22 protein-coding genes are annotated in these 19,822 nt (G+C 71.9%); 6 read left to right on the plus strand and 16 right to left on the minus strand.

What is annotated here, in order from left to right; translation table 11 throughout:
- Positions 1-162 precede the first annotated feature (162 nt).
- A complete protein-coding gene (locus ACH4DX_RS30790; protein WP_398157531.1) occupies positions 163-564 on the plus strand; it encodes a winged helix-turn-helix transcriptional regulator in 402 nt (133 codons plus the stop codon).
- On the opposite strand, the gene mutM is transcribed toward ACH4DX_RS30790, so the two are convergent.
- From mutM to ACH4DX_RS30835, 9 genes are all read right to left on the minus strand, one after another.
- Entirely contained in the window at positions 540-1,421 is an 882-nt protein-coding gene (gene mutM / locus ACH4DX_RS30795) for a bifunctional DNA-formamidopyrimidine glycosylase/DNA-(apurinic or apyrimidinic site) lyase (protein WP_398123839.1), read from the minus strand. The genes ACH4DX_RS30790 and mutM overlap by 25 nt on opposite strands.
- Before the next feature lie 422 nt (positions 1,422-1,843).
- Positions 1,844-2,659: a ribonuclease III gene (gene rnc / locus ACH4DX_RS30800; protein WP_398123838.1), complete on the minus strand. Its 816-nt coding sequence runs from the start codon at positions 2,657-2,659 to the stop codon at positions 1,844-1,846.
- Between the two features lie 7 nt (positions 2,660-2,666).
- Complete coding sequence (gene rpmF, locus ACH4DX_RS30805; protein ID WP_030361955.1) at positions 2,667-2,840, minus strand: 50S ribosomal protein L32; 174 nt, start codon at positions 2,838-2,840, stop codon at positions 2,667-2,669.
- A gap of 2 nt (positions 2,841-2,842) precedes the next feature.
- Positions 2,843-3,523 (minus strand): YceD family protein, encoded by a 681-nt coding sequence (locus ACH4DX_RS30810; RefSeq protein ID WP_398123837.1) that lies wholly within the window; start codon positions 3,521-3,523, stop codon positions 2,843-2,845.
- A 164-nt stretch (positions 3,524-3,687) separates the two neighbouring features.
- Positions 3,688-4,950, minus strand: coding sequence for a cell division initiation protein (locus ACH4DX_RS30815; RefSeq protein ID WP_398157532.1), 1,263 nt, complete (start codon positions 4,948-4,950; stop codon positions 3,688-3,690).
- A 60-nt stretch (positions 4,951-5,010) separates the two neighbouring features.
- The gene (coaD, locus tag ACH4DX_RS30820) at positions 5,011-5,490 is read right to left on the minus strand and encodes a pantetheine-phosphate adenylyltransferase (RefSeq protein ID WP_398123854.1); all 480 of its coding nucleotides are present in this window, start codon (positions 5,488-5,490) and stop codon (positions 5,011-5,013) included.
- 26 nt (positions 5,491-5,516) lie between these two features.
- Positions 5,517-6,122, minus strand: coding sequence for a 16S rRNA (guanine(966)-N(2))-methyltransferase RsmD (gene rsmD, locus ACH4DX_RS30825; protein WP_398157533.1), 606 nt, complete (start codon positions 6,120-6,122; stop codon positions 5,517-5,519).
- A 169-nt stretch (positions 6,123-6,291) separates the two neighbouring features.
- Positions 6,292-8,517, minus strand: coding sequence for an ATP-dependent DNA helicase RecG (recG, locus tag ACH4DX_RS30830; protein ID WP_398157534.1), 2,226 nt, complete (start codon positions 8,515-8,517; stop codon positions 6,292-6,294).
- Positions 8,518-9,030: 513 nt separating this feature from the next.
- Positions 9,031-10,758 carry a DAK2 domain-containing protein gene (locus tag ACH4DX_RS30835; RefSeq protein WP_398157535.1) on the minus strand — a complete coding sequence of 576 codons (1,728 nt, stop codon included), beginning with the start codon at positions 10,756-10,758 and terminating at the stop codon, positions 9,031-9,033.
- Positions 10,759-11,031: 273 nt separating this feature from the next.
- Here ACH4DX_RS30835 and rpmB point away from each other — a divergent pair, with 273 nt between their 5' ends.
- Complete coding sequence (rpmB, locus tag ACH4DX_RS30840) at positions 11,032-11,217, plus strand: 50S ribosomal protein L28 (RefSeq protein ID WP_030195073.1); 186 nt, start codon at positions 11,032-11,034, stop codon at positions 11,215-11,217.
- A gap of 165 nt (positions 11,218-11,382) precedes the next feature.
- On the opposite strand, the gene thiD is transcribed toward rpmB, so the two are convergent.
- Together thiD and ACH4DX_RS30850 are read right to left on the minus strand one after the other, a co-directional pair.
- Positions 11,383-12,213 (minus strand): bifunctional hydroxymethylpyrimidine kinase/phosphomethylpyrimidine kinase, encoded by an 831-nt coding sequence (gene thiD / locus ACH4DX_RS30845; RefSeq protein ID WP_398157536.1) that lies wholly within the window; start codon positions 12,211-12,213, stop codon positions 11,383-11,385.
- Complete coding sequence (locus ACH4DX_RS30850) at positions 12,210-13,181, minus strand: thiamine-phosphate kinase (RefSeq protein ID WP_398123831.1); 972 nt, start codon at positions 13,179-13,181, stop codon at positions 12,210-12,212. Before ACH4DX_RS30850 ends, thiD begins: the two co-directional genes overlap by 4 nt.
- Before the next feature lie 215 nt (positions 13,182-13,396).
- Between ACH4DX_RS30850 and ACH4DX_RS30855 the strand changes: the two genes are divergently transcribed.
- Together ACH4DX_RS30855 and ACH4DX_RS30860 are read left to right on the plus strand one after the other, a co-directional pair.
- Positions 13,397-13,630 (plus strand): Lrp/AsnC family transcriptional regulator, encoded by a 234-nt coding sequence (locus ACH4DX_RS30855; protein WP_055698135.1) that lies wholly within the window; start codon positions 13,397-13,399, stop codon positions 13,628-13,630.
- A 20-nt stretch (positions 13,631-13,650) separates the two neighbouring features.
- A complete protein-coding gene (locus ACH4DX_RS30860) occupies positions 13,651-14,148 on the plus strand; it encodes a DUF3515 domain-containing protein (RefSeq protein WP_398157537.1) in 498 nt (165 codons plus the stop codon).
- 141 nt (positions 14,149-14,289) lie between these two features.
- Here ACH4DX_RS30860 and ACH4DX_RS30865 read toward each other — a convergent pair whose 3' ends face one another.
- From ACH4DX_RS30865 to ACH4DX_RS30875, 3 genes are all read right to left on the minus strand, one after another.
- The gene (locus ACH4DX_RS30865; protein ID WP_398123829.1) at positions 14,290-15,480 is read right to left on the minus strand and encodes a D-alanine--D-alanine ligase family protein; all 1,191 of its coding nucleotides are present in this window, start codon (positions 15,478-15,480) and stop codon (positions 14,290-14,292) included.
- A 106-nt stretch (positions 15,481-15,586) separates the two neighbouring features.
- Positions 15,587-16,597 (minus strand): NAD(P)H-dependent glycerol-3-phosphate dehydrogenase, encoded by a 1,011-nt coding sequence (locus tag ACH4DX_RS30870; protein ID WP_398123828.1) that lies wholly within the window; start codon positions 16,595-16,597, stop codon positions 15,587-15,589.
- Positions 16,594-17,424: a lysophospholipid acyltransferase family protein gene (locus tag ACH4DX_RS30875; protein WP_398123827.1), complete on the minus strand. Its 831-nt coding sequence runs from the start codon at positions 17,422-17,424 to the stop codon at positions 16,594-16,596. Before ACH4DX_RS30875 ends, ACH4DX_RS30870 begins: the two co-directional genes overlap by 4 nt.
- A gap of 222 nt (positions 17,425-17,646) precedes the next feature.
- On the opposite strand from ACH4DX_RS30875, the gene cofC reads away from it, so the two are divergent.
- Positions 17,647-18,291, plus strand: coding sequence for a 2-phospho-L-lactate guanylyltransferase (cofC, locus tag ACH4DX_RS30880; protein ID WP_398157538.1), 645 nt, complete (start codon positions 17,647-17,649; stop codon positions 18,289-18,291).
- A 65-nt stretch (positions 18,292-18,356) separates the two neighbouring features.
- Positions 18,357-18,560 (plus strand): hypothetical protein, encoded by a 204-nt coding sequence (locus ACH4DX_RS30885; protein WP_398123825.1) that lies wholly within the window; start codon positions 18,357-18,359, stop codon positions 18,558-18,560.
- Between the two features lie 113 nt (positions 18,561-18,673).
- Here the strand turns inward: ACH4DX_RS30885 and ACH4DX_RS30890 are convergent, their stop codons facing one another.
- Together ACH4DX_RS30890 and ACH4DX_RS30895 are read right to left on the minus strand one after the other, a co-directional pair.
- Entirely contained in the window at positions 18,674-19,396 is a 723-nt protein-coding gene (locus ACH4DX_RS30890; RefSeq protein WP_398157539.1) for an HU family DNA-binding protein, read from the minus strand.
- Positions 19,397-19,576: 180 nt separating this feature from the next.
- A complete protein-coding gene (locus tag ACH4DX_RS30895) occupies positions 19,577-19,813 on the minus strand; it encodes a hypothetical protein (protein ID WP_398123823.1) in 237 nt (78 codons plus the stop codon).
- Between the last annotated feature and the right edge of the window lie 9 nt (positions 19,814-19,822).

The following is a 19,822-nucleotide window of genomic DNA, read 5'->3' on the forward strand; positions in this document are numbered from 1 at the left end:
GCAAGCTGCGGCAAGACGCAGCAAGCCGCAGCAAGACGCGGCAAGACGCGGCAAGACGGCAGCGAGGCCGCGAGGCCCGGCCCGACAACAAACGAAAGGAAAGCACTAACTTTTGGTTAGCGCAACCCTATGGTTAGCGCTGCGGGAGAGTACGCTGGGACCATGAACTCTGAAGCGCTCACCGCCGAGGGCGAGGCGGATCTGGCGTACAACGTGTTCGCACGCGACTGTCCGTCGCGGGCCACGCTGGAGCACATCACGGGGCGCTGGGGCGCGCTGACGCTCGGCGCGCTGCACGACAGCTCGTTCCGGTTCAACGAACTGCGCCGCCGGGTCGACGGCGTGAGCGAGAAGATGCTGTCGCAGACGCTGCACGCGCTGGAGCGCGACGGCCTGGTGCGACGGGACGCGCAGCCGACGAACCCGCCGCGCGTGGACTACCGGCTCACGCCGCTGGGACAGCAGGTCGCCGAGCACCTGCTGTCACTCATCAGGTTCGTGGAGGCCCGCCAGGACGACGTGGCGGCCGCGCAGGAGCGCTACGACAGCCTCGGCGGGCGCTGACAGCGCGGGCAGAAGTAGCTGGAGCGGTTCATCCAGGGCCGCCGCCGCATGGGCGTGCCGCAGCGCCGGCAGGGCTCGTCCTCGCGTCCGTACGCGTCCAGGGAGCGTACGAAGTAGCCCGACTCGCCGTTCACGTTGACGTAGAGGCTGTCGAAGCTGGTGCCGCCGACCGCGAGGGCCGCGTTCATCACGTCCCGTACGTGGCCGAGGAGTTGGGCCGTGCGCGGCCGGGTGAGGGTGGCCGTCGGGCGCTCGTAGTGCAGCCGGGCGCGCCACAGCGCCTCGTCGGCGTAGATGTTGCCGACACCGCTGATCAGGGACTGGTTGAGCAGGGCGCGTTTGATGGTGGTGCGGCTGCGGCGCAGGGCCTGGTGGAAGGCCTCGTCGTCGAAGAGCGGGTCGAGCGGGTCACGGGCGATGTGGGCGATGACGTCGGGCAGTCCGTCCGGGGTGTTCTCGTGCAGGGAGAGCCCGCCGAAGGTCCGCTGGTCCACGAAGCGCAGCTCGGTGCCCGGCGCGGCACCGGGGGTTTCGCCCTCCTGGTCCGTGAAGCGCACCCGGATCCGCAAGTGCTTCTCGTCCGGGGCCTGTTCGGACTTGACCAGGAGCTGGCCGCTCATGCCCAGATGGGCGAGTACGGATGTGCCGCTGTCCGCCAGGGGCAGCCACAGGTACTTGCCGCGCCGCATCGGCACGCCCATGCGGTGGCCCTTCAGGCGGTGCGCGAAGTCGTCGGCGCCCGCGAGGTGGCGGCGGGTCGCCCGCGGGTGCAGGACCTCGACGTCGGCGACGGTTCGGCCTCCGACCCAGCGCTCGAGGCCTCGCCGTACGACCTCTACCTCGGGCAGTTCAGGCACGGGGTCCTCCCGGACGGGGGCGGGGGTGGCTTCCGGTGGTGTGGCCTCTTGGCGTCCGCCGGGGCTGGGGTCCTTTCGGCGCTGCGCGCCTCGTCCTCAAACGCCGGACGGGCTGAAATCAGTCCGCCCGGCGCAGCTGCGGCCCGTCCGGGCAGATACGGCCCACCCGGCGCAGATGCAGCCCGTCCGGGCAGATACGGCCCACCCGGCGCAGATGCAGCCCGTCCGGGCAGATACGACCCGTCCGGGCAGATGCAGCCCGTCCGGGCAGATGCAGCCCGTCCAGAGCCGATAAAGCTTCTTCGGCACCGATACAACCTGTCCAGCGCAGACAGCGCCCGTCCGGCGATTGAGGACGAGGCGCGCAGCGCTGAAAAGGGGTGTCCCCGGGGTGACGCCCCCGGGGACAACGGCGTAACAGCTCAGGCGGACTCGGCTTCGCCGTCCGGCGGGCTCGGCTGCGCCGACTCCGCTTCCGCGCGGGCGTCCGCCGCCGCACGAATGGCACGCCACGCGGACTCCGCGGCCTGCTGCTCCGCTTCCTTCTTGCTGCGGCCGGTGCCGGTGCCGTACGAGACGCCTCCGACGCGGGCGGCAGCAGTAAAGGTCTTCTCGTGGTCCGGGCCGCTCTCCGAGACGAGGTACTCGGGCACGCCGAGGCTCTCCGTCGCGGTGAGCTCCTGGAGGCTGGTCTTCCAGTCCAGGCCCGCGCCGAGGTTCGAGGACTTCTCGATGAGCGGGTCGAAGAGCCGGTGCACCAGCTCGCTCGCCGCTTCCAGACCCCGGTCCAGATAGACCGCGCCGATCACCGCTTCCAGGGTGTCGGCGAGGATGGAGGCCTTGTCCCTGCCGCCCGTGCCCTCTTCGCCCCGGCCGAGCCGGATGAAGGAGCCGAGTTCGAGCCCGCGGCCCACCTCCGCCAGCGCACGCGAGTTGACCACCGCGGCCCGCAACTTGGCCAGCTGGCCTTCGGGCAGGTCGGGGTGGGTGCGATACAGCGTGTCCGTGACCACGAGACCGAGCACGGAGTCCCCGAGGAACTCCAGGCGCTCGTTCGTGGGCAGACCGCCGTTCTCGTACGCGTACGAACGGTGGGTGAGCGCACGCACCAGAAGGGCGGACTCGAGCTGATACCCGAGCCGCCCTTCCAGAAGCGTGTGGGACGAGGCCGCGTTGTTGCTGTCTGCCTGCATCTTGGCGTCATCCGCCTTCTTTGGGCTAGACACAGCGCCTCTCACCAGCCGCTCAGACCTCGAGGACCTGGCGCTTGTTGTAGGTGCCACAAGCGGGGCACGCGATGTGCTGCAGCTTGGGCTCCTGGCAACGCTCACACGAAACCAAGGTGGGGACCGCAGCCTTCCACTGCGACCGGCGGTGGCGCGTGTTGCTGCGCGACATCTTCCGCTTCGGAACAGCCACGGCTACTTCTCCTGCTTCTCGTCGACGCTCGGTTCGGCGCCGCTCAACTCGTCCTTCTCGCCGTCCTGGATGGAGTCAGCGAGTCCTTGCAGTGCCGCCCAACGGATGTCGACGGCGTCATGGCGGTGGTCCGGGTCGTCCGTGAGCCGTACTCCGCACTCGGAGCACAGACCCTGACAGTCTTCCTGGCACACCGGCTGCATCGGCAGTGCGAGCACCACCGCGTCCCGCAGCACGGGCTCGAGGTCGAACATGCCGTCCTCGAGATAGAGCCTGTCCTCGTCGTCCTCGGCGTCGTCGGCCGGTTCCGCGCTGCGGCCCCGGTCGTCGGCGTCAGGGTACGAGAACATCTCCTGGAAGTCCGCTTCGAGCGACAGCTCGAGCGGCTCCAGACACCTTACGCACTCCCCCTTGGCCGATGCACGGGCGGTGCCTGTGACAAGCACCCCTTCCATGACCGACTCCAGACGGATCTCCAGCTCCACCGGTGCGCCGTCCGGCACTCCGATGACCCCTTCGACGCCGAACGGAGCCGGCGAACCGGGGGCGTCGATGGTGCGGGTCACCCGCAGCATGGCACCTGGACGCCGACCCAGCTCGTGTGTGTCGAACACAAGCGGGTTTCGGTGGTCGAGGCGCGTGCTCAGGGCTTTTCCTGCTTTCGATTCCTGGGAGTTCCACAAGGCGGCCGCCGCGCCGACACCGCGGAGACGCGGCTCTGGCGGGCAGCCCGGATCGCGGACATACGCGCGACCGAAGAGCCAGGATACTGGACCTTTCGCTCACGGCCCAATCGGCCGGGGCTCCGCCCCCGCGGGCCCCGTCGCCGCGGCGCGCGCGCCGGGCCTCAGTGCCTGTCCGAGCGCCCCTGCTCGTACTGGCGCAGCTGCTCCGCGCTGATCATGGTGGTGTCGAAGAGGCTGGTCTCGTCGAGCACGGCGGGCGCGGGGCCCGGCCGGCCGTAGTCCTGCTGCCGTGTCCCGCCGTCCGCCTGCTGGTGGTGCGCGTCCTGCTGGTGGTGCGCGTCCTGCTGGTGGTGCGCGTCCTGCTGGTGGTGCGGGTCGTAGCCCTGCTGGTGCCCGGGGTCGTAGCCCTGCTGCTGGTAGGCGTAGGGGTCCTGCTGGTACGCGTACGGGTCCTGCTGGCCGTAGGGCTGCTGGTAACCGTACGGGTCCTGCTGGCCGTAGGGGTCCTGGCCGCCGTACTGGTCGCCGCCCCGGCCGTAGCCGGTCTCGGCTGCCGGGGCCGTCCCGTACTGGTCCTGCTGCTGGTAGGCGTAGGGGTCGGGCTCGTGCTGCGGCGGCGGGGGCGCGTAGGGCCGCTGCGCGGGGACCGACGGGGGCTGCGGAGCCTGCGGGGGCCGCGCGGCGCGCTGCCGGGCGGGGCGCTCGCGCTCGGGGGTCTCGGCGAGGCCCGACAGGTAGTCGGCGTCCGAGGTGTGCTCCGTGGCGCCGTCCGCGCCGAGCTCGCTCAGCTCGTCGGCGGGGGCACGGCCGTGCAGGGTCTGGCGGCCGCGGCCGACGGCCTCCAGGGTCTTGGCGAGCACCGCCTCGAAGGCGCCGAGCTTCACGTCCACGTAGGCGTCGGCGTCGCGGCGCAGGGTCTCCGGGTCGTGGCTGCGCTCGGGGGCGTCCTCGTCCTCGTAGCCCTGCTCGTCGACGTCGGGTCCGGTGCCGAGGAGCTTTTCGCGGCCGCGGCCCACGGAGCCGAGCGTCTTGGTGAGGACGACCTCGAAGTTGGCGAGCTTGCTGTCCACGTAGTCGTCGGCGTCGGCGCGGACCTCCTCGGCCTCCCTGCGCGCCTCGGCGAGGATGCGGTCGGCCTCCGACTGGGAGCGGCGGGCGACCTCCGTGTCGGAGATCAGCGAACCGCGTTCGGCGTGCGCGCCCTCGATGATCCGCTCGGCCTCCTGGCGGGCCTGCTCGACCAGCTGCGCCCTGCCGCCGATCAGCTCCTGGGCCTGCGCGAGCGAGCCCGGCAGGGCCTGGCGCACCTCTTCGAGCATGGCGAGGAGTTCGGCGCGGTTGACCACGCACGAGGCGGACATGGGCATGGACTTGGCGCTGCCGACCGTAGCGACGATCTCGTCGATCTTCTTCTGCACGTCCACCGCGGGCTCGCCACTCTCTACAGCTTGTTGGGAGACGGACGGGACGACTGTAGCCCTTGGTCAGCCCTCGGCGTGGCGCTTGTTGAGGGCTTCGAGCACCACCGGGGGAACCAGGTGCGCGATGTCGCCGCCCCAGGCCGCGACCTCCTTCACCAGCGAGGAGGACAGGAAGCTGTAGGCGGGGTTGGTGGGCACGAACAGGGTCTCGACACCGGAGAGGCCGTTGTTCATCTGCGCCATCTGGAGTTCGTAGTCGAAGTCGCTGACCGCCCGCAGGCCCTTGACGATGGCCGGGATGTCACGCTCCTTGCAGAAGTCGACGAGGAGGCCGTGGAAGGACTCGACCTCCACGTTGCCGAACTCGGCGGTGACCTGGCGGATCAGCTCGATCCGCTCGTCGACCCCGAACAGGCCCTGCTTGGACTTGTTGATCATCACCGCGACGTGTACGACGTCGTAGAGCTTCGAGGCGCGGGCGATGATGTCGAGGTGTCCATTGGTGATGGGGTCGAACGACCCCGGACAGACGGCGCGGCGCAATGGAAGTCCCTCGCTCTCCGGTCGGGTCATGGCGCGATCTCTTGTTCGTCTTGGTGTTCGTCGCACGTAGAGGCGGCGCGACCGTACCAAAACGTGCCTTCGCCGTAGCGACGGGACCGCAGTCCCTCGAAGCCGTCCGGCCAGCCGAATTCTCCGCCCCTCGTACTGCGTTCAACGGTGACGAGGGCGTCGTCGGTGAGCCAGCCTCCCGAGCGGAGTGTGAGCAGGATCTCCTGAAGATCGTTGTCCTCCACCGCGTACGGCGGGTCGAGGAAGACCAGGTCGTAAGGGGCGCCGGGGGCGGTGTCGGCGATGACCTGGGCGGCCTTGCCCGCCCGTGCCTCGGCGCCGGGCAGGCCGAGGGCCTTGATGTTCTCGCGGATGGTGCGGGCCGCGCGGGCGTCGGCCTCCACCAGGAGGGCGTGCGCCGCGCCACGGGACAGGGCTTCCAGGCCGACGGCGCCGGAGCCCGCGTACAGATCGAGGACGCGGGCGCCGTCGAGCGTGCCCTGGAGGGCCTGCCAGGTGGAGAACAGGCCCTCGCGGGCGCGGTCCGACGTGGGCCGGGTGCCGTTCCCAGGCGGGACGGCGAGGCGGCGTCCACCGGCCTTGCCGGCGATCACGCGGGTCATCTGGGTCCAATCACGCGGGACATCTGGGTCTCTGCGTCCTTCGGCTGCGGGTGGGGTCCGGGGTGTGGACCTTGTTCTCACGATAGGACGTGTGCGCGCGTCCTCCCATGTCGCCCCTTGTCTGTCCCCCCTTCCCCGTCACTCCTGGCCCGTCACTCCTTCCGTTCTGTCACCCCTTGTCGAGGTACTGCTCGCGTTCGGCGTCGAGGAGGGCGTCGAGGGCCGTGCGCAGCTCCGGCAGGTGTTCCAGGTCGGGGTCGCGGGAGACCACGGCGGTCGCCTCCTCCCGGGCGGCGGCGATGACCTCCTCGTCCTCGATGACGGCGAGCATGCGCAGCGAGGAGCGCACCCCGGACTGGGCCTGGCCGAGCACGTCGCCCTCGCGGCGCTGCTCCAGGTCGATGCGGGAGAGCTCGAAGCCGTCGAGTGTCGCGGCCACGGCGCCGAGGCGGGCGCGGGCGGGGCTCGCCTCCGGCATGTCGGTGACGAGCAGGCACAGACCCGGCGCGGAGCCGCGGCCGACGCGGCCGCGGAGCTGGTGCAGCTGGGAGACGCCGAAGCGGTCGGCGTCCATGATGACCATGGCGGTCGCGTTCGGCACGTTCACGCCGACCTCGATGACGGTCGTGGCGACCAGGACATGGGTCTCGCCCGCGGCGAAGCGGCGCATCACCGCGTCCTTGCCGTCGGGCTGCATGCGGCCGTGCAGGACCTCCACCTTGAGGCCCAGGAGAGGGCCGTGGGCCAGCTCTTCGGCGACGTCGAGGACGGCGAGCGGAGGACGCTTGTCGCCGTCCTCCTCGACGGCGGCCTTCTTCTTGCCCTTCCCGCCCTTCCTGGGCTCCGCCGACTCGTCCTCCGTGTCGCCGATGCGGGGGCAGACCACGTACGCCTGGTGGCCGTTCTCCACCTCCTCGCGCACGCGCTCCCACGCGCGGGCGAGGAAGTGGGGCTTGTCCTGGGCGGGGACGACGTGCGTGGAGATCGGTGAGCGGCCCGCGGGCAGCTGGTCGAGGACGGAGGTCTCCAGGTCGCCGAAGACCGTCATCGCGACCGTGCGCGGGATGGGCGTGGCCGTCATGACGAGCAGGTGCGGCGGCTGCTTGCCCTTGCCGCGCAGGGCGTCGCGCTGCTCGACGCCGAAGCGGTGCTGCTCGTCGACCACGACCAGGCCGAGGTCGTGGAACCGCACCTTGTCCTCGATCAGCGCGTGCGTGCCGATGACGATGCCCGCCTCGCCGGTGGCGAGGTCGAGCAGGGCCTTGCGGCGGGCGGGCGTGCCCATGGAGCCGGTGAGCAGCGTGACCTTCGTGCCCTGCTCCGCGCCGCCGAGGAGGCCGCCTTCCGCGAGCTCGCCCATCATCTCCGTGATCGAGCGGTGGTGCTGCTGGGCCAGGACCTCCGTGGGGGCGAGCATGGCGGCCTGGCCACCGGCGTCCACGACGGCGAGCATGGCGCGCAGGGCCACCATGGTCTTGCCCGAGCCCACCTCTCCCTGGAGCAGGCGGTGCATGGGGTGCTCGGTGGCCAGGTCGTCGAAGATCTCCTGGGAGACGCGGCGCTGGCCGTCCGTGAGCTCGAAGGGGAGCTTGGCGTCGAAGGCGTCGAGCAGGCCGTCGGGGGACGGTCTGCGGGGCACCGCGGGCAGCTGGGCGTCCGCGAACCTGCGCCGGGCCAGGGCGACCTGGAGGACGAACGCCTCGTCCCACTTCAGCCGGTCGCGGGCGGCGGCGATGTCCGCCTTCGCGTGCGGGCGGTGGATCTTCAGGAGCGCTTCGGGGAGCGGGATCAGGCCGCGGCCCTCGCGCAGGGCGGGCGGCAGCGGGTCCAGGGCCTCCTGGGCGCTCGGCAGGACCGCGTCGACGGACTTGGCGATCTTCCAGGACTCCAGCTTGGCGGTGGCCGGATAGAGCGGGATGAGGGCGCCGGCCCAGGAGTCCACGGCCTCCGCGGCCGTGTGGGCGTCGCCGTCGCCGCCCAGCAGTTGATACGCCGGGTGGGCGAGCTGCATCTTGCGGTTGAACACCCCGACCTTGCCTGCGAACATCGCCCGGGTGCCGGGCAGCAGGTCCTTGTGCGGCTTGTGGATGCCGCGGCCGAAGAAGACCAGCTGGAGCTGGCCGCTGCCGTCCGTGATCGTGACCTCGAGGCGCTGGCCGCTGCCGCCGTTGAACCGCAGGACGCGGGCGGTCGCCACCTGGGCGACGACCGTGACGTGCTCGTCCATGGGGAGGTCGGAGAGGCGGGTCAGCTCGCCGCGCTCCGCGTACCTCCGGGGGTAGTGGTGCAGGAGGTCGCCGACCGTGTGCAGGCCGAGGTGTTCGGCCATCACCTTGGCGGTGGCTTGGCCGAGTGCGTTCTTCAACGGTTCTTGGAGCGCGTGCACGAGATCCATTGCACACCACGGCACTGACATCCCGGCGCACCCCCCGAAGATCCCCCCCCCGGAACCCACCCTCCCTTTGGCCGCCGCACCTCGACCGCTGCTCCCTGGCTGGCACTCCCGGCCGCCGCTCATCGGCCTGCGGCCTCGTCCTCAATCGCCGGACGGGCTTTTTTCCCCACCCGCCCGCCCTTTTGCCCTGCGGGCGGCGAGAGCGGGGCCCAGCCACGACCCCAGCAGACGAGCAAGGCCCGGCGGGAGAAAGCAAGCCCGTCCGGCGATTGAGGACGAGCGCGCAGCGCGACAGGCCCGGGGCCCAGCCACGACCCCAGCAAACGGACAAAGCCCGGCGGGAGAAAGCAAGCCCGTCCGGCGATTGAGGACGAGCGCGGAGCGCGATGGGCGGGGGCCGGGCGCGGCTCCGGTGGGGTGGAGGGCGGGTGGGTGGGGGTGAGTCTTGTGGGTGGGTGTGCGGCTTGCCCCGGGGCTCCGGGGTCCCAGGGTCTCAGGGCCCCAGAGAGGGGGTTACTCCACGCCGATGAGGAGCAGGGGGGACTGGGGGCCGCCCCGGTAGAGGACCGTGTCAACGGCCAGGTGGCCGTCGCGTACGTGTTTCTCCAGGCGCTCCGCCACCCCGGCGCTGACCTCGTCCCCAAGGACGAGCGTCACCATCTCACCGCCCGCAGCCAGCATCCGGTCGAGCACCGCGCCGGCGGTCCCCGCGACCTCACGGCCGATCACCGCCACATCCCCGTCGATCAGGCCGAGCACGTCCCCGGCCTGGCAGATGCCCGCCGTCGTCCACGACTGCCGCTCGGCGACGACCAGTTCGGCGTAGCGGGCCGCCCCCGCCGCCGACGTCATGGCGACGACGTCCTCGTCGAAGCGGCGGTCCGGCTCGTGCACGGCGAGCGCCGCGATGCCCTGGACGGCGGAGCGGGTGGGGATCAGGGCGACGCGCACGCCCTCGGAGCGCGCCTGCTCCGCGGCGGCCGCCGCGGTGTGCCGCAGCTCCGCGTCGTTCGGCAGCAGCACCACCTCGCGCGCGTGGGCGCGCCTGATCGCCTGGACGAGTTCCCCGCTGGCGGGCGGCTCCCCCGCGCGCGCGGGCACCGTCGTCGCCCCGGCCTCCGCGTACAGCGCCGCGAGGCCGTCCCCGGGCACGACGGCCACGATGCCCCGCTGAACCCGCTGGACCCGCTCCCGGGGCGGCTGCGTCCGCACGGTGTGGACGTCACCGGCGCCGAAGTGCGTGATGCGGATGCGGTGCGGCCGCCCCGCCTCGACGCCCGCCTCGATGGCCGCCCCCGCGTCGTCCACGTGCACGTGGACGTTCCAGAGGCCGTCGCCGCCGACGACCACGAGGGAGTCGCCGAGCGGGTCGAGCCGGGCCCGCAGCCGGTCGACGGCCGCGTCGTCGGCCTCCAGGAGATAGATCACCTCGAAGGCGGGCCCGGCGACACCGGCCGCCCCGGGGGCGGCACACTCCTCCGCGCCCGCGGCGTCCTCAGCGTCCGCAGCATCCTGAGCGTCCGAAACGTCCCCCACGCGCGCGTGGCCCCCCGTCGCCGCCCGCGGCCGCACCGTCTCCCCCGACAGGGCGCCGACCAGCGCGCCGAGGACGGCCACGAGGCCGCGCCCCCCGGCGTCCACGACCCCCGCGCGGCCGAGCGCCGCGAGCTGCCCGGGGGTGGCGTCGAGTGCCGTGCAGGCACCCTCGTACGCGGCACGGGCGACCGTCGCGCAGTCGCCGTGCGGGCGCCCGTCCCCGGAGGCGGCGAGGGCGGCGTCGGCCGCGGCCCTGGCGACCGTCAGGACCGTGCCCTCCACGGGGTGCGCCACCGCCCGGTACGCGGCGTCCGCGGCGCGGCCGAGCGCCAGCGCGAGCCGGGCGCCGTCGGCGTGATACGCGTCACCCTCGGGTGCCTCGGCGCCGTCCGGCAGGACCTGCGCCATCCCCCGCAGCAGCTGCGCCAGGATCGTCCCCGAGTTGCCCCTGGCGCCGATCAGCGCCCCGTGCGCCATCGCGCGCACCACCTCGGCGAGGGCGGGCCGTGCCGGGTCCAGGCCCGTGAAGGCCGCTTCGACCGCGCGGGCGGCCGACTCCATCGTCAGATAGAGGTTGGTCCCGGTGTCCGCGTCCGCGACCGGATAGACGTTGATCGCGTCGATCTCCTCGCGGGCCTGTCCCAGGGCTTCCAGAGCGAGGACGCTCCAGGCGCGGGCTGCGACAGCGTCGAGGTTCTGCGGCAAGTGTCGCCTCCTAGGAGCGTCACAGGGGCGGTACGGGCGCCTCCGTCGTGGGTCGCGGGACGGGACGCAGCGTAGACCCGGGCGAGAGGGGTGGCCGGGGCGGGGCGGTGCCCGGACGTGGTAGTTTCGTTGTACCGAAGCAGTCGTTGTATGCTGCTCCGGTTGCCCGATATTCATCGGGACATTCCTCCTGGCAACGCCACTCCGATCATTGCACTGATCCCGGCATGCCGGGATTAACCGTAAGTGCATCTGAAGTCTTTGGAGTGACCCGTGGCTGCCAACTGCGACGTCTGCGGCAAGGGGCCGGGCTTCGGCAACAACATCTCGCACTCGCACCGCCGTACGCCCCGTCGCTGGAACCCGAACATCCAGCGCGTGCGTGCCGTGGTCGGCGGGACGCCGAAGCGCCTCAACGCCTGCACCTCGTGCATCAAGGCCGGCAAGGTCTCGCGCTGACGCTTCTGCGCGGCACCTGGCCGGTTGCTGGGAATGCCGGTCCACCTTCGGGTGGACCGGCATTTTCACGTACCCAGGAGCCACGTGCCCAAGAGCCACGTACCCAGGAGCCGCGCGCCCGAGAGCCGGTCCCCCAGGGAGCCACGCCCCCAGGACGCTAGGACGCTAGGAAATCCCCGAGCCGTCCCTGAACTGCCAGCCGTGGTCCACGGGCCCGATCCCGCCGCCGAGTGCGAACCCGGCGGCGATCGCGCCGGTGACGTAGGCCTTGGCGGCCGTGACCGCCTCCAGGACGGTCCGCCCCTGCGCCAGCTGCGCCGCGATCGCGGCGGCGAGCGTGCAGCCCGTGCCGTGCGTGTGGCGGTTGTCGTGGCGCGGGGCGCGCAGCCAGTGCTCCTCGGAGCCGTCGGTCAGCAGGTCCACCGCCTTGGCGGCGCCGACGCCGCCCGTGAGGTGCCCGCCCTTGACGACGACCCACGTGGGCCCGTACGCGAGGACGGCCGCGGCGGCCCGCCGCATGCCGTCCTCCGACTCGACACGCACCCCGGTCAGTTGCTCGACCTCGTCGAGGTTGGGCGTCGCGACGGTGGCCGCCGGGAGCAGCTTCCTGCGTACGGAGTCCAGGGCGGAGGCGGCGAGCAGCGCGTCGCCGTGCTTGGAGACGCCGACCGGGTCGACGACGGCGGGGGCGTCCGTGGCCGCGAGCAAGTCGGCGACCGCCTCGACCAGTTCGGCGGAGGCCAGCATGCCGGTCTTGACGGCCGCGACGCCGATGTCGTCGACGACGCTGCGGTACTGCGCCCGCACCGCCTCCACCGGCAGTTCCCAGGCGCCCTGCACACCGAGGGAGTTCTGCGCCGTGACCGCCGTCACGACGCTCATGCCGTGCGTGCCGAGGGCGAGCATCGTCTTCAGGTCGGCCTGGATGCCGGCTCCGCCCCCGGAGTCGGACCCGGCCACGGTGAGCACCCTGGGGGGTGCGGTGCGCGGGCTCACGCGTCGTCGCCCCCGTTCTCGCCGAAGTGGTCCCAGCCCTTGCTGGTCCAGGGGGCGCCGTCCACGGTGACCTGCGGCTGCGCGGAGGGGTTGAGGATCTCGCCGATGACCTTCCAGCGGGCGGGCAGCTTCACGTCCTGGGGGAACGTCGCCACGATGGCGTGGTCCTCGCCGCCGTTGAGCACCCACTGCAACGGGTCGACGCCGACGGCCTGCCCGATGTCGTTCATCTGCGAGGGCACGTCCACGGCGCCGGAGCGAATGTCGATACGCACCTTGCTGGCCTCGGCGATGTGCCCGAGGTCGGCGATCAGGCCGTCGCTGACGTCCGTCATGGCGGTCGCGCCGAGCCCGGCGGCGGCGGGGCCCGCGTGGTACGGCGGCTCGGGCCTGCGGTGGGCCTCCACGAAGGCGCGCGGCGAGCGGAAGCCGCGCGAGAGGACCGCGTGCCCCGCCGCCGACCAGCCGAGCCAGCCGGTGACGGCGACGACGTCGCCCGGCTGGGCGCCCGCGCGGGTGACGGGCTCGTGGTTGCGCAGGTCGCCGAGCGCGGTGATCGAGACGGTGATCGTGTCGCCGCGTACGACGTCGCCGCCGACGACGGCCGCGCCCGCGACCTGGCACTCGTCCCGCAGGCCGTCCATCAGCTCGGTGGGCCAGCTCACGGGGAGTTCGGCGGGCACGACGAGGCCGAGCAGGATGGCGGTGGGCACCGCGCCCATGGCGGCGATGTCGGCGAGGTTCTGGGCGGCGGCCTTGCGGCCCACGTCGTAGGCCGTGGACCAGTCACGGCGGAAGTGCCGGCCCTCCAGGAGGATGTCGGTGCTCGCCACCACCCTGCGGTCCGGGGCCGCCACGACCGCGGCGTCGTCGCCGGGGCCGAGGCGTACGGCCGGAGTGGAGGTGAGCCGCGAGGTGAGCTCCTTGATGAGCCCGAACTCGCCCAACTCGCCGACGGTGCCCTTCATGCGTGTGCTGCTCCTTCTGCCGCGGTTGCCGCGGACCGCCTGCGGTCGCGGGCCGTCCTGGTCGTCGGTACGGTCGACGTGACCGTCGACCTCTGTTGTCCGTCCGCCGCGATGTGCGCGCCACAGCTCCCCCGGGTCTCCCCGTGGCGAGCGGCGACGCGGTACCGTGGCGTCCCTTCTCCCCACATGATCCTCGTGGCCGCCCTGGAGGTTCCGTGGTACAGGCGTACATCCTGATCCAGACCGAGGTCGGCAAGGCGTCGACCGTCGCCGAGCTGATCGGCAAGATCCCGGGAGTGATCCAGGCCGAGGACGTGACCGGTCCCTACGATGTCATCGTGCGCGCGCAGGCGGACACGGTCGACGAACTCGGCCGCATGGTGGTCGCCAGGGTCCAGCAGGTGGACGGCATCACCAGAACCCTGACCTGCCCGGTCGTGCACTTGTAGCCCCCGTCTACCCTGGCCCGGTGAACCTCCCCCGTCTCCGGCGCCGCTGCTCCACCGGCACGTCCGCTGTCGCGCTCCTGATCGCCGCGGTGGCCTGCTCAGCAACGGACGACACAGCCTCGGTGGTGGTTCCGTCCCCGGCCGCGAAGGCCGCGGGACTCTGCCGGGATCTGCACGCACAGCTCCCGGAGAAGGTCGACGGGCTGGAGCGCTCCGACCCCGGGTCGGCGTCGGATCTGACCGCCGGGTGGGGGGACCCGGCGATCATACTGCGCTGCGGTGTGGAGCGGCCCCCCGAGATGCTCGACCCCGAGGTGGCCAAGTCGGACGGCGTGAAGGTGAACGGCGTGGCGTGGCTGTTGCAGAAGCGCGACGACGGGGCGTACGTCTTCACCACCGGGCTGCGTCTGGCCTATGTGGAGGTGACGCTGCCGAAGGAGCGCACCGGGGGCGGCCTCGGCCCGCTCACGGACTTCGCCGCCCCCATCAAGAGGACGATCCCCAAGGGCGTCGCCTAGCGGACCGCGCGCGGGCGCGCCCCGAAGGAGCGCGGGGCCGCATCGGTATGCGGCTCCGCCGCGGGGTGCCGCCGGCCGTCACGGCACCGAAAGCCGGACGGCGGCACCGCACGGCACCGCGCGGCACGTCCGGCCGGGCGCCTAGCGCAGGCCCGTGGACCGGTCGAGCGCCGCCTGGATGAGGCGGTCCACCAGCTCCGCGTAGCTCACGCCGCTCTTCTCCCACATCTGCGGGTACATGGAGATCGGCGTGAAGCCCGGCATGGTGTTGATCTCGTTGATGACGAACCGCCCGCCCTCGGTGAGGAAGAAGTCCGCGCGCACCAGGCCCTCGCAGGACGCCGCCTCGAACGCCTCGACCGCGAGCCGCTGCACCTCCGCGGTCTCCTCGGGCGTCAGCGGGGCGGGCACGAGACCGGGCGTCGAGTCGATGTACTTCGCCTCGAAGTCGTAGTAGTCGTGGGCCTGCACGGGCGGGATCTCGGCGGGCACGCTCGCGCGCGGCCCGTCCTCGAACTCCAGGACGCCGCACTCGATCTCACGGCCGCGGAGCAGCGCCTCGACGATGATCTTCGGGTCGTGGCGCTGTGCCTCCGCGATGGCCTCGTCGAGGCCCTCGAAGGTGTCGACCTTCGTGATGCCGATCGAGGAGCCCGCGCGCGCGGGCTTGATGAACAGCGGCCAGCCGTGCTCGCCCGCGAAGTCCGCGACGCGCTGCCTGGCCTTCTTCTCCTCGCGCTGCCACTCGCGCGGCCTGATCACCAGGTACGGGCCGACGGGCAGCCCGAAGGAGGTGAAGACCCGCTTCATGTACTCCTTGTCCTGGCCGACCGCGGAGGCGAGCACGCCCGCGCCCACGTACGGCACGCCCGACAGCTCCAGGAGCCCCTGGAGGGTGCCGTCCTCCCCGTAGGGGCCGTGCAGCATCGGGAAGACCACGTCGACCTCGCCGAGCGCCTTGGGCACGGCGCCGGGCTCGCTGTAGACCACTTCGCGGTTGCCGGGGTCGACGGGCAGGACGACACCGCCGGCGGCCGACTCCGCGAGGTCGGACACGCTCGGCACCTTGCGGTCGGCGATGGCCATGCGGTCGGGCTCGTCGGCCGTCAGCGCCCAGCGCCCGTCCGTCGTGATGCCGATGGGCAGCACGTCGTACTTGGTGCGGTCGATGGCACGCAGTACGGCACCGGCGGTGACCACGGAGATGCCGTGCTCCGAGCTGCGGCCGCCGAACACGACGGCCACGCGCGGCTTGCGGGGCCGCCCGGACGGGTCGGTACCGGGACGCGCGGTGCTCTGCTCAGGGCTCTGGGGGAGGTTCTCGCTGCTCATATCGCGTTGAGCGTACCCGGTGGCCAAGGCCGCGTCAGTGTGCAGCCGGTGACCTGCGGGTCGGGCGTGGGCCCCGGGGCGGGGGCGCGGCCGTGCTCCGGTCCTGTCAGTGCCGTTCCGGCTTGGCGCTGCGCGACATCAGCTCCTTGAGCGCCACCATCGGCGGGGTGCCCTCGTGCACGATGCCCACGACCGTTTCGGTGATGGGCATGTCGACGCCGTGCCTGCGTGCCAGATCGAGCACGGACTCGCAGGACTTGACGCCCTCGGCGGTCTGGCGGGTGACCGCGATGGTCTCCTCCAGGGTCATGCCCTTGCCCAGGTTGGTGCCGAAGGTGTGGTTGCGCGAGAGCGGCGACGAGCAGGTCGCCACCAGGTCGCCGAGGCCCGCGAGCCCGGCGAAGGTCAGCGGGTCCGCGCCCATGGCGAGGCCGAGCCGGGTGGTCTCGGCGAGCCCGCGCGTGATCAGTGAGCCCTTGGTGTTGTCGCCGAGCCCCATGCCGTCCGCGATGCCGACGGCGAGGCCGATGACGTTCTTGACGGCGCCGCCCAGTTCGCAGCCGACCACGTCGGTGTTGGTGTAGGGCCGGAAGTACGGGGTGTGGCAGGCGGTCTGCAAGCGTACGGCGACCGACTCGTCGCGGCAGGCGACCACGGAGGCGGCGGGCTGCCTGGCGGCGATCTCACGCGCCAGGTTCGGCCCCGTGACCACGGCGACGCGTTCGGCGGGAGCCTTGGTGACGTCCTCGATGACTTCGCTCATGCGCATGGCGGAGCCCAGCTCGACGCCCTTCATCAGGGAGACGAGCACCGTGTCGGGGGCGAGCAGCGGCGCCCACGCGGCGAGGCCCGCGCGCAGCGTCTGCGAGGGCACGGCGAGCACGGTGAAGTCGGCGGCGTCCGCGGCCTCGGCCGGGTCGGTGGTGGCGCGCACGTTCTGCGGCAGCTCGACGCCCGGCAGATAGTCCGGGTTGGTGCGCGTGGAGTTGACCGCGTCGGCGACCTCGGCGCGGCGGCCCCACAGGGTGACGTCACAGCCGGCGTCCGCGAGGACCATGCCGAAGGCCGTCCCCCACGAGCCGGTTCCGAAGACGGCGGCCTTCAGGGTTCGGGTCACTTGCTCTCCTCAGAACTGCCTTGCTCCGTACGGCTGCCCGCGCCACCGGCATTCTCCGCGGACCCCTGGTCCCCCGCCGCCGGGGCGTCTTCGGGCTGCTTGGCCCTGCGGCGCTGCGCGAGACGGACTTCACGCGGGTCGTAGCGCTTCTGCGGGGCCTTCTCGCCGCGCAGCTCCTCCAGGAGCTCGGTGACGGCGGCCATGATGGCCTCGGTGGCCTCCTTCAGGAGGTCCGGGGTCATCTCCTTGCCGTAGAAGCGCTCCAGGTCGACCGGCGGTCCCGCGAGCACGTGGTGGGTCTTGCGCGGCAGCACTGCGGGCTTCTTCGCGTACGGCGGCAGGACGTGGTTGGCGCCCCACTGCGCGACCGGCACGACCGGGCACTTGGTCTGGAGGGCGACGCGCGCGACGCCCGTCTTGCCCGTCATGGGCCACAGGTCGGGCTCGCGGGTGAGGGTGCCCTCGGGGTAGAACGCCACGCACTCACCGCGCTCGACCGCTTCGATGGCGGCGCGGAAGGCGCTCAGCGCATTGGTGGTCTCGCGGTAGACCGGGATCTGCCCGGTGCCCCGCATGAACGCCCCGATGAAGCCCTTCTTGAAGAGTCCGTGCTTGGCGAGGAAACGCGGGACCCGGCCGGTGTTGTACTGGAAGTGCGCGTACGCGAACGGGTCGAGATGCGAATTGTGGTTCACGGCGGTGATAAAACCGCCGGCAGCCGGAATGTGCTCCATTCCCCGCCAGTCCCGCTTGATCAGAACCAACAGCGGCGGTTTGGCGATGACCGCCGCCAGGCGGTACCAGAAGCCGATTCTGCGGCGGGACACTCGGACACCTTCCTCCATGAGCCGGGTCGGCCGCACAAGTGTCGCTTCGGGCTGCCGTCCTGTCGAGAACACCGTACGCCCACCCGTCCACGACCACCCCCTTCCCGCCCCCCGGTGCCCGGGGACCCGGGCCCGGCTGCGGTGCGGCCCCGTGCACCCCGCGCCCGTGCCGCGTTCTTCCCGCAGGTCACAATGGGCCCCACGCGAAGGACGGAGCCCGGTGTGCAGTGGACCCTGGTGATACCGCTCAAGCCGCTCGCGCGGGCGAAGAGCCGGCTCGCGGCCGCCGCCGGGGACGGCCTGCGGCCCGCACTCGCGCTCGCGTTCGCGCAGGACACGGTGGCCGCGGCGGTGGCCTGCCCTTCAGTACGGGATGTGGTGGTCGTCACGGACGACGCCCGGGCGGGCCGCGAACTGGTGGCGCTCGGTGCCCGCGTCGTCCCCGACACCCCGGCGGACGGCCTCAACGCCGCTCTCGCCCACGCGGCGCTCCAGGTGCGCGCGGCGCGGCCGGAAGCGGCCGTGGCCGCTCTCAACGCCGATCTGCCCGCACTGCGCCCCGCGGAATTGGCCCGGGTACTGGATGCCGCCAAGCACTTCACCCGGGCTTTTCTCCCGGATGCCGCGGGAATCGGCACGACCTTGCTGACCGCGGTCCCCGGCACGGAATTGCGGCCACAATTCGGCGGGGCCTCCCGCGCCCGGCACCGGAACTCCGGCGCCAGGGAACTCGGGGCCGCCGAAGCGGGAGCCGCCCCTTCCGTGCGCCAGGACGTGGACACCGGCGACGACCTGCGGACCGCGCTCGCCCTCGGCGTGGGCCCGTACACGGCCGCGGCGGCCGCCGGGCTGCTCATCTCGGACTGAGGAGCCGCGGCACCGAGGGGCTCAGGGCCCGGTCACCGGGACCGCGACCTGAGTACGCTTCCCCCATGCAGGCCACCGCGTACACGTACGACTCCGAGACCCGCACCGGCAGCGTGCTCCTCGACGACGGCACTCCGGTGCCCTTCGGCGCCCCGGCGTTCGACGCGGGCGGCCTGCGCCTGCTCAGGCCCGGTCAGCGGGTGCGCATCGAGGTGACCGGTGCGGGCGAGGACCGCCACATCACGCTGGTCACGCTCCAGACGTTCTGACCTGCCGCCCGCACCCGGACGGGCCCCGCGTCCCCCGAACAGCCCCGCACACGCCGCGGGCCGGGCTCCCCTGCGGGAGTCCGGCCCGGCGCGTGAGTGCCCTTGAGCCCTTGTTACTTGCGGGCGGTGGCCTTCTTGGCGGTGGTCTTGCGCGCCGTGGACTTCTTGGCGGGCGCCTTCTTGGCCGTGGCCTTCTTGGCGGGCGCCTTGTTGGCGGCGGCCTTCTTGGCGGTGGTCTTCTTCGCCGTCGCCGTCTTCGCCGTCTTCTTGGCCGTGGTGGCCTTCTTGGTGGCGGCCGTCTTCGCCGTGGCCGTCTTCGCCGTCTTCTTGGCGGTGGTGGCCTTCTTGGCCGGCGTCGCCTTCTTGGCGGCGGTCGTGGTCTTCTTCGCGGGGGTCGCCTTCTTGGCGGTGGCGGTGACCGACCCGGTGGTCTTCTTGGCCGCGGACTTCTTGGCGGTGGTGGCCTTCTTGGCGGCCGCCTTCTTGACCGTCGCCGAAGCGCCGCCGGTCAGGCTGCCCTTGGGCGCCTTCTTCACCGCGACGTCGTTCTTCGGGAGCTTCTTCGAGCCGCTCACCAGGTCCTTGAAGCCCTGTCCCGCGCGGAAGCGGGGCACCGAGGTCTTCTTGACCCGTACGCGCTCCCCGGTCTGCGGGTTGCGGGCGTACCGGGCCGGGCGGTCGACCTTCTCGAACGAGCCGAACCCGGTGACCGAAACACGGTCACCGCTGACGACGGCGCGGACGACGGCGTCCAGGACCGCGTCCACGGCGTCGGCGGCCTGCTGACGGCCACCGACCTTGTCGGCAATCGCTTCTACGAGCTGCGCCTTGTTCACGTCTTCCCCTTCGGAGACATTGCCTGAGCGAATGTGCCAGGCTTTTTCGCACGTTAGGCAGATATATACCGCAAATCAAACACGAAACGGGCTAATCACCCTTGTGCCGCAACAACCTGGGCTCTCGGGTAGTTCCCCGAGGGTCCGTTGGGGCACGGAGGGCCCGTTGAGGCCTGCCGCTCAGACGTCTTCGGGGATTCGGCCCTCGTCGCCCTCGTCGAGGTACGCCATCAACCGCTCCAGACGCCTTGCCGCATCGGCGAGATCGTGTTTGGCCGCGGCCGTAATGACCAGCAGCTTCCGGGTCAGCGCCATCCGTACGCCCTCCGGGACTTGCAGTGCGCGCACTCGGGAGTGCGCTTCCTTCAATCGGTCCGCGACGAGTCCGTAGAGCTCGAGTTGGTCGTCGCGTCCCATGCACCGATT

Origin of the sequence: Streptomyces sp. NPDC017940, from assembly GCF_044328435.1 — a bacterium.
Classification (GTDB): Bacteria; Actinomycetota; Actinomycetes; order Streptomycetales; family Streptomycetaceae; genus Streptomyces.

Excerpts from the sequence above, each read along its gene's own strand:
- ACH4DX_RS30790 (WP_398157531.1), top strand. The coding sequence starts at position 163 with ATGAACTCTGAAGCGCTCACCGCCGAGGGCGAGGCGGATCTGGCGTAC.
- rsmD (WP_398157533.1), bottom strand. The coding sequence starts at position 6,122 with ATGACCCGCGTGATCGCCGGCAAGGCCGGTGGACGCCGCCTCGCCGTC.
- recG (WP_398157534.1), bottom strand. The coding sequence starts at position 8,517 with ATGGATCTCGTGCACGCGCTCCAAGAACCGTTGAAGAACGCACTCGGC.
- ACH4DX_RS30850 (WP_398123831.1), bottom strand. The coding sequence starts at position 13,181 with ATGAAGGGCACCGTCGGCGAGTTGGGCGAGTTCGGGCTCATCAAGGAG.
- ACH4DX_RS30865 (WP_398123829.1), bottom strand. The coding sequence starts at position 15,480 with ATGAGCAGCGAGAACCTCCCCCAGAGCCCTGAGCAGAGCACCGCGCGT.
- ACH4DX_RS30885 (WP_398123825.1), top strand. The coding sequence starts at position 18,357 with ATGCAGGCCACCGCGTACACGTACGACTCCGAGACCCGCACCGGCAGC.
- ACH4DX_RS30895 (WP_398123823.1), bottom strand. The coding sequence starts at position 19,813 with ATGGGACGCGACGACCAACTCGAGCTCTACGGACTCGTCGCGGACCGA.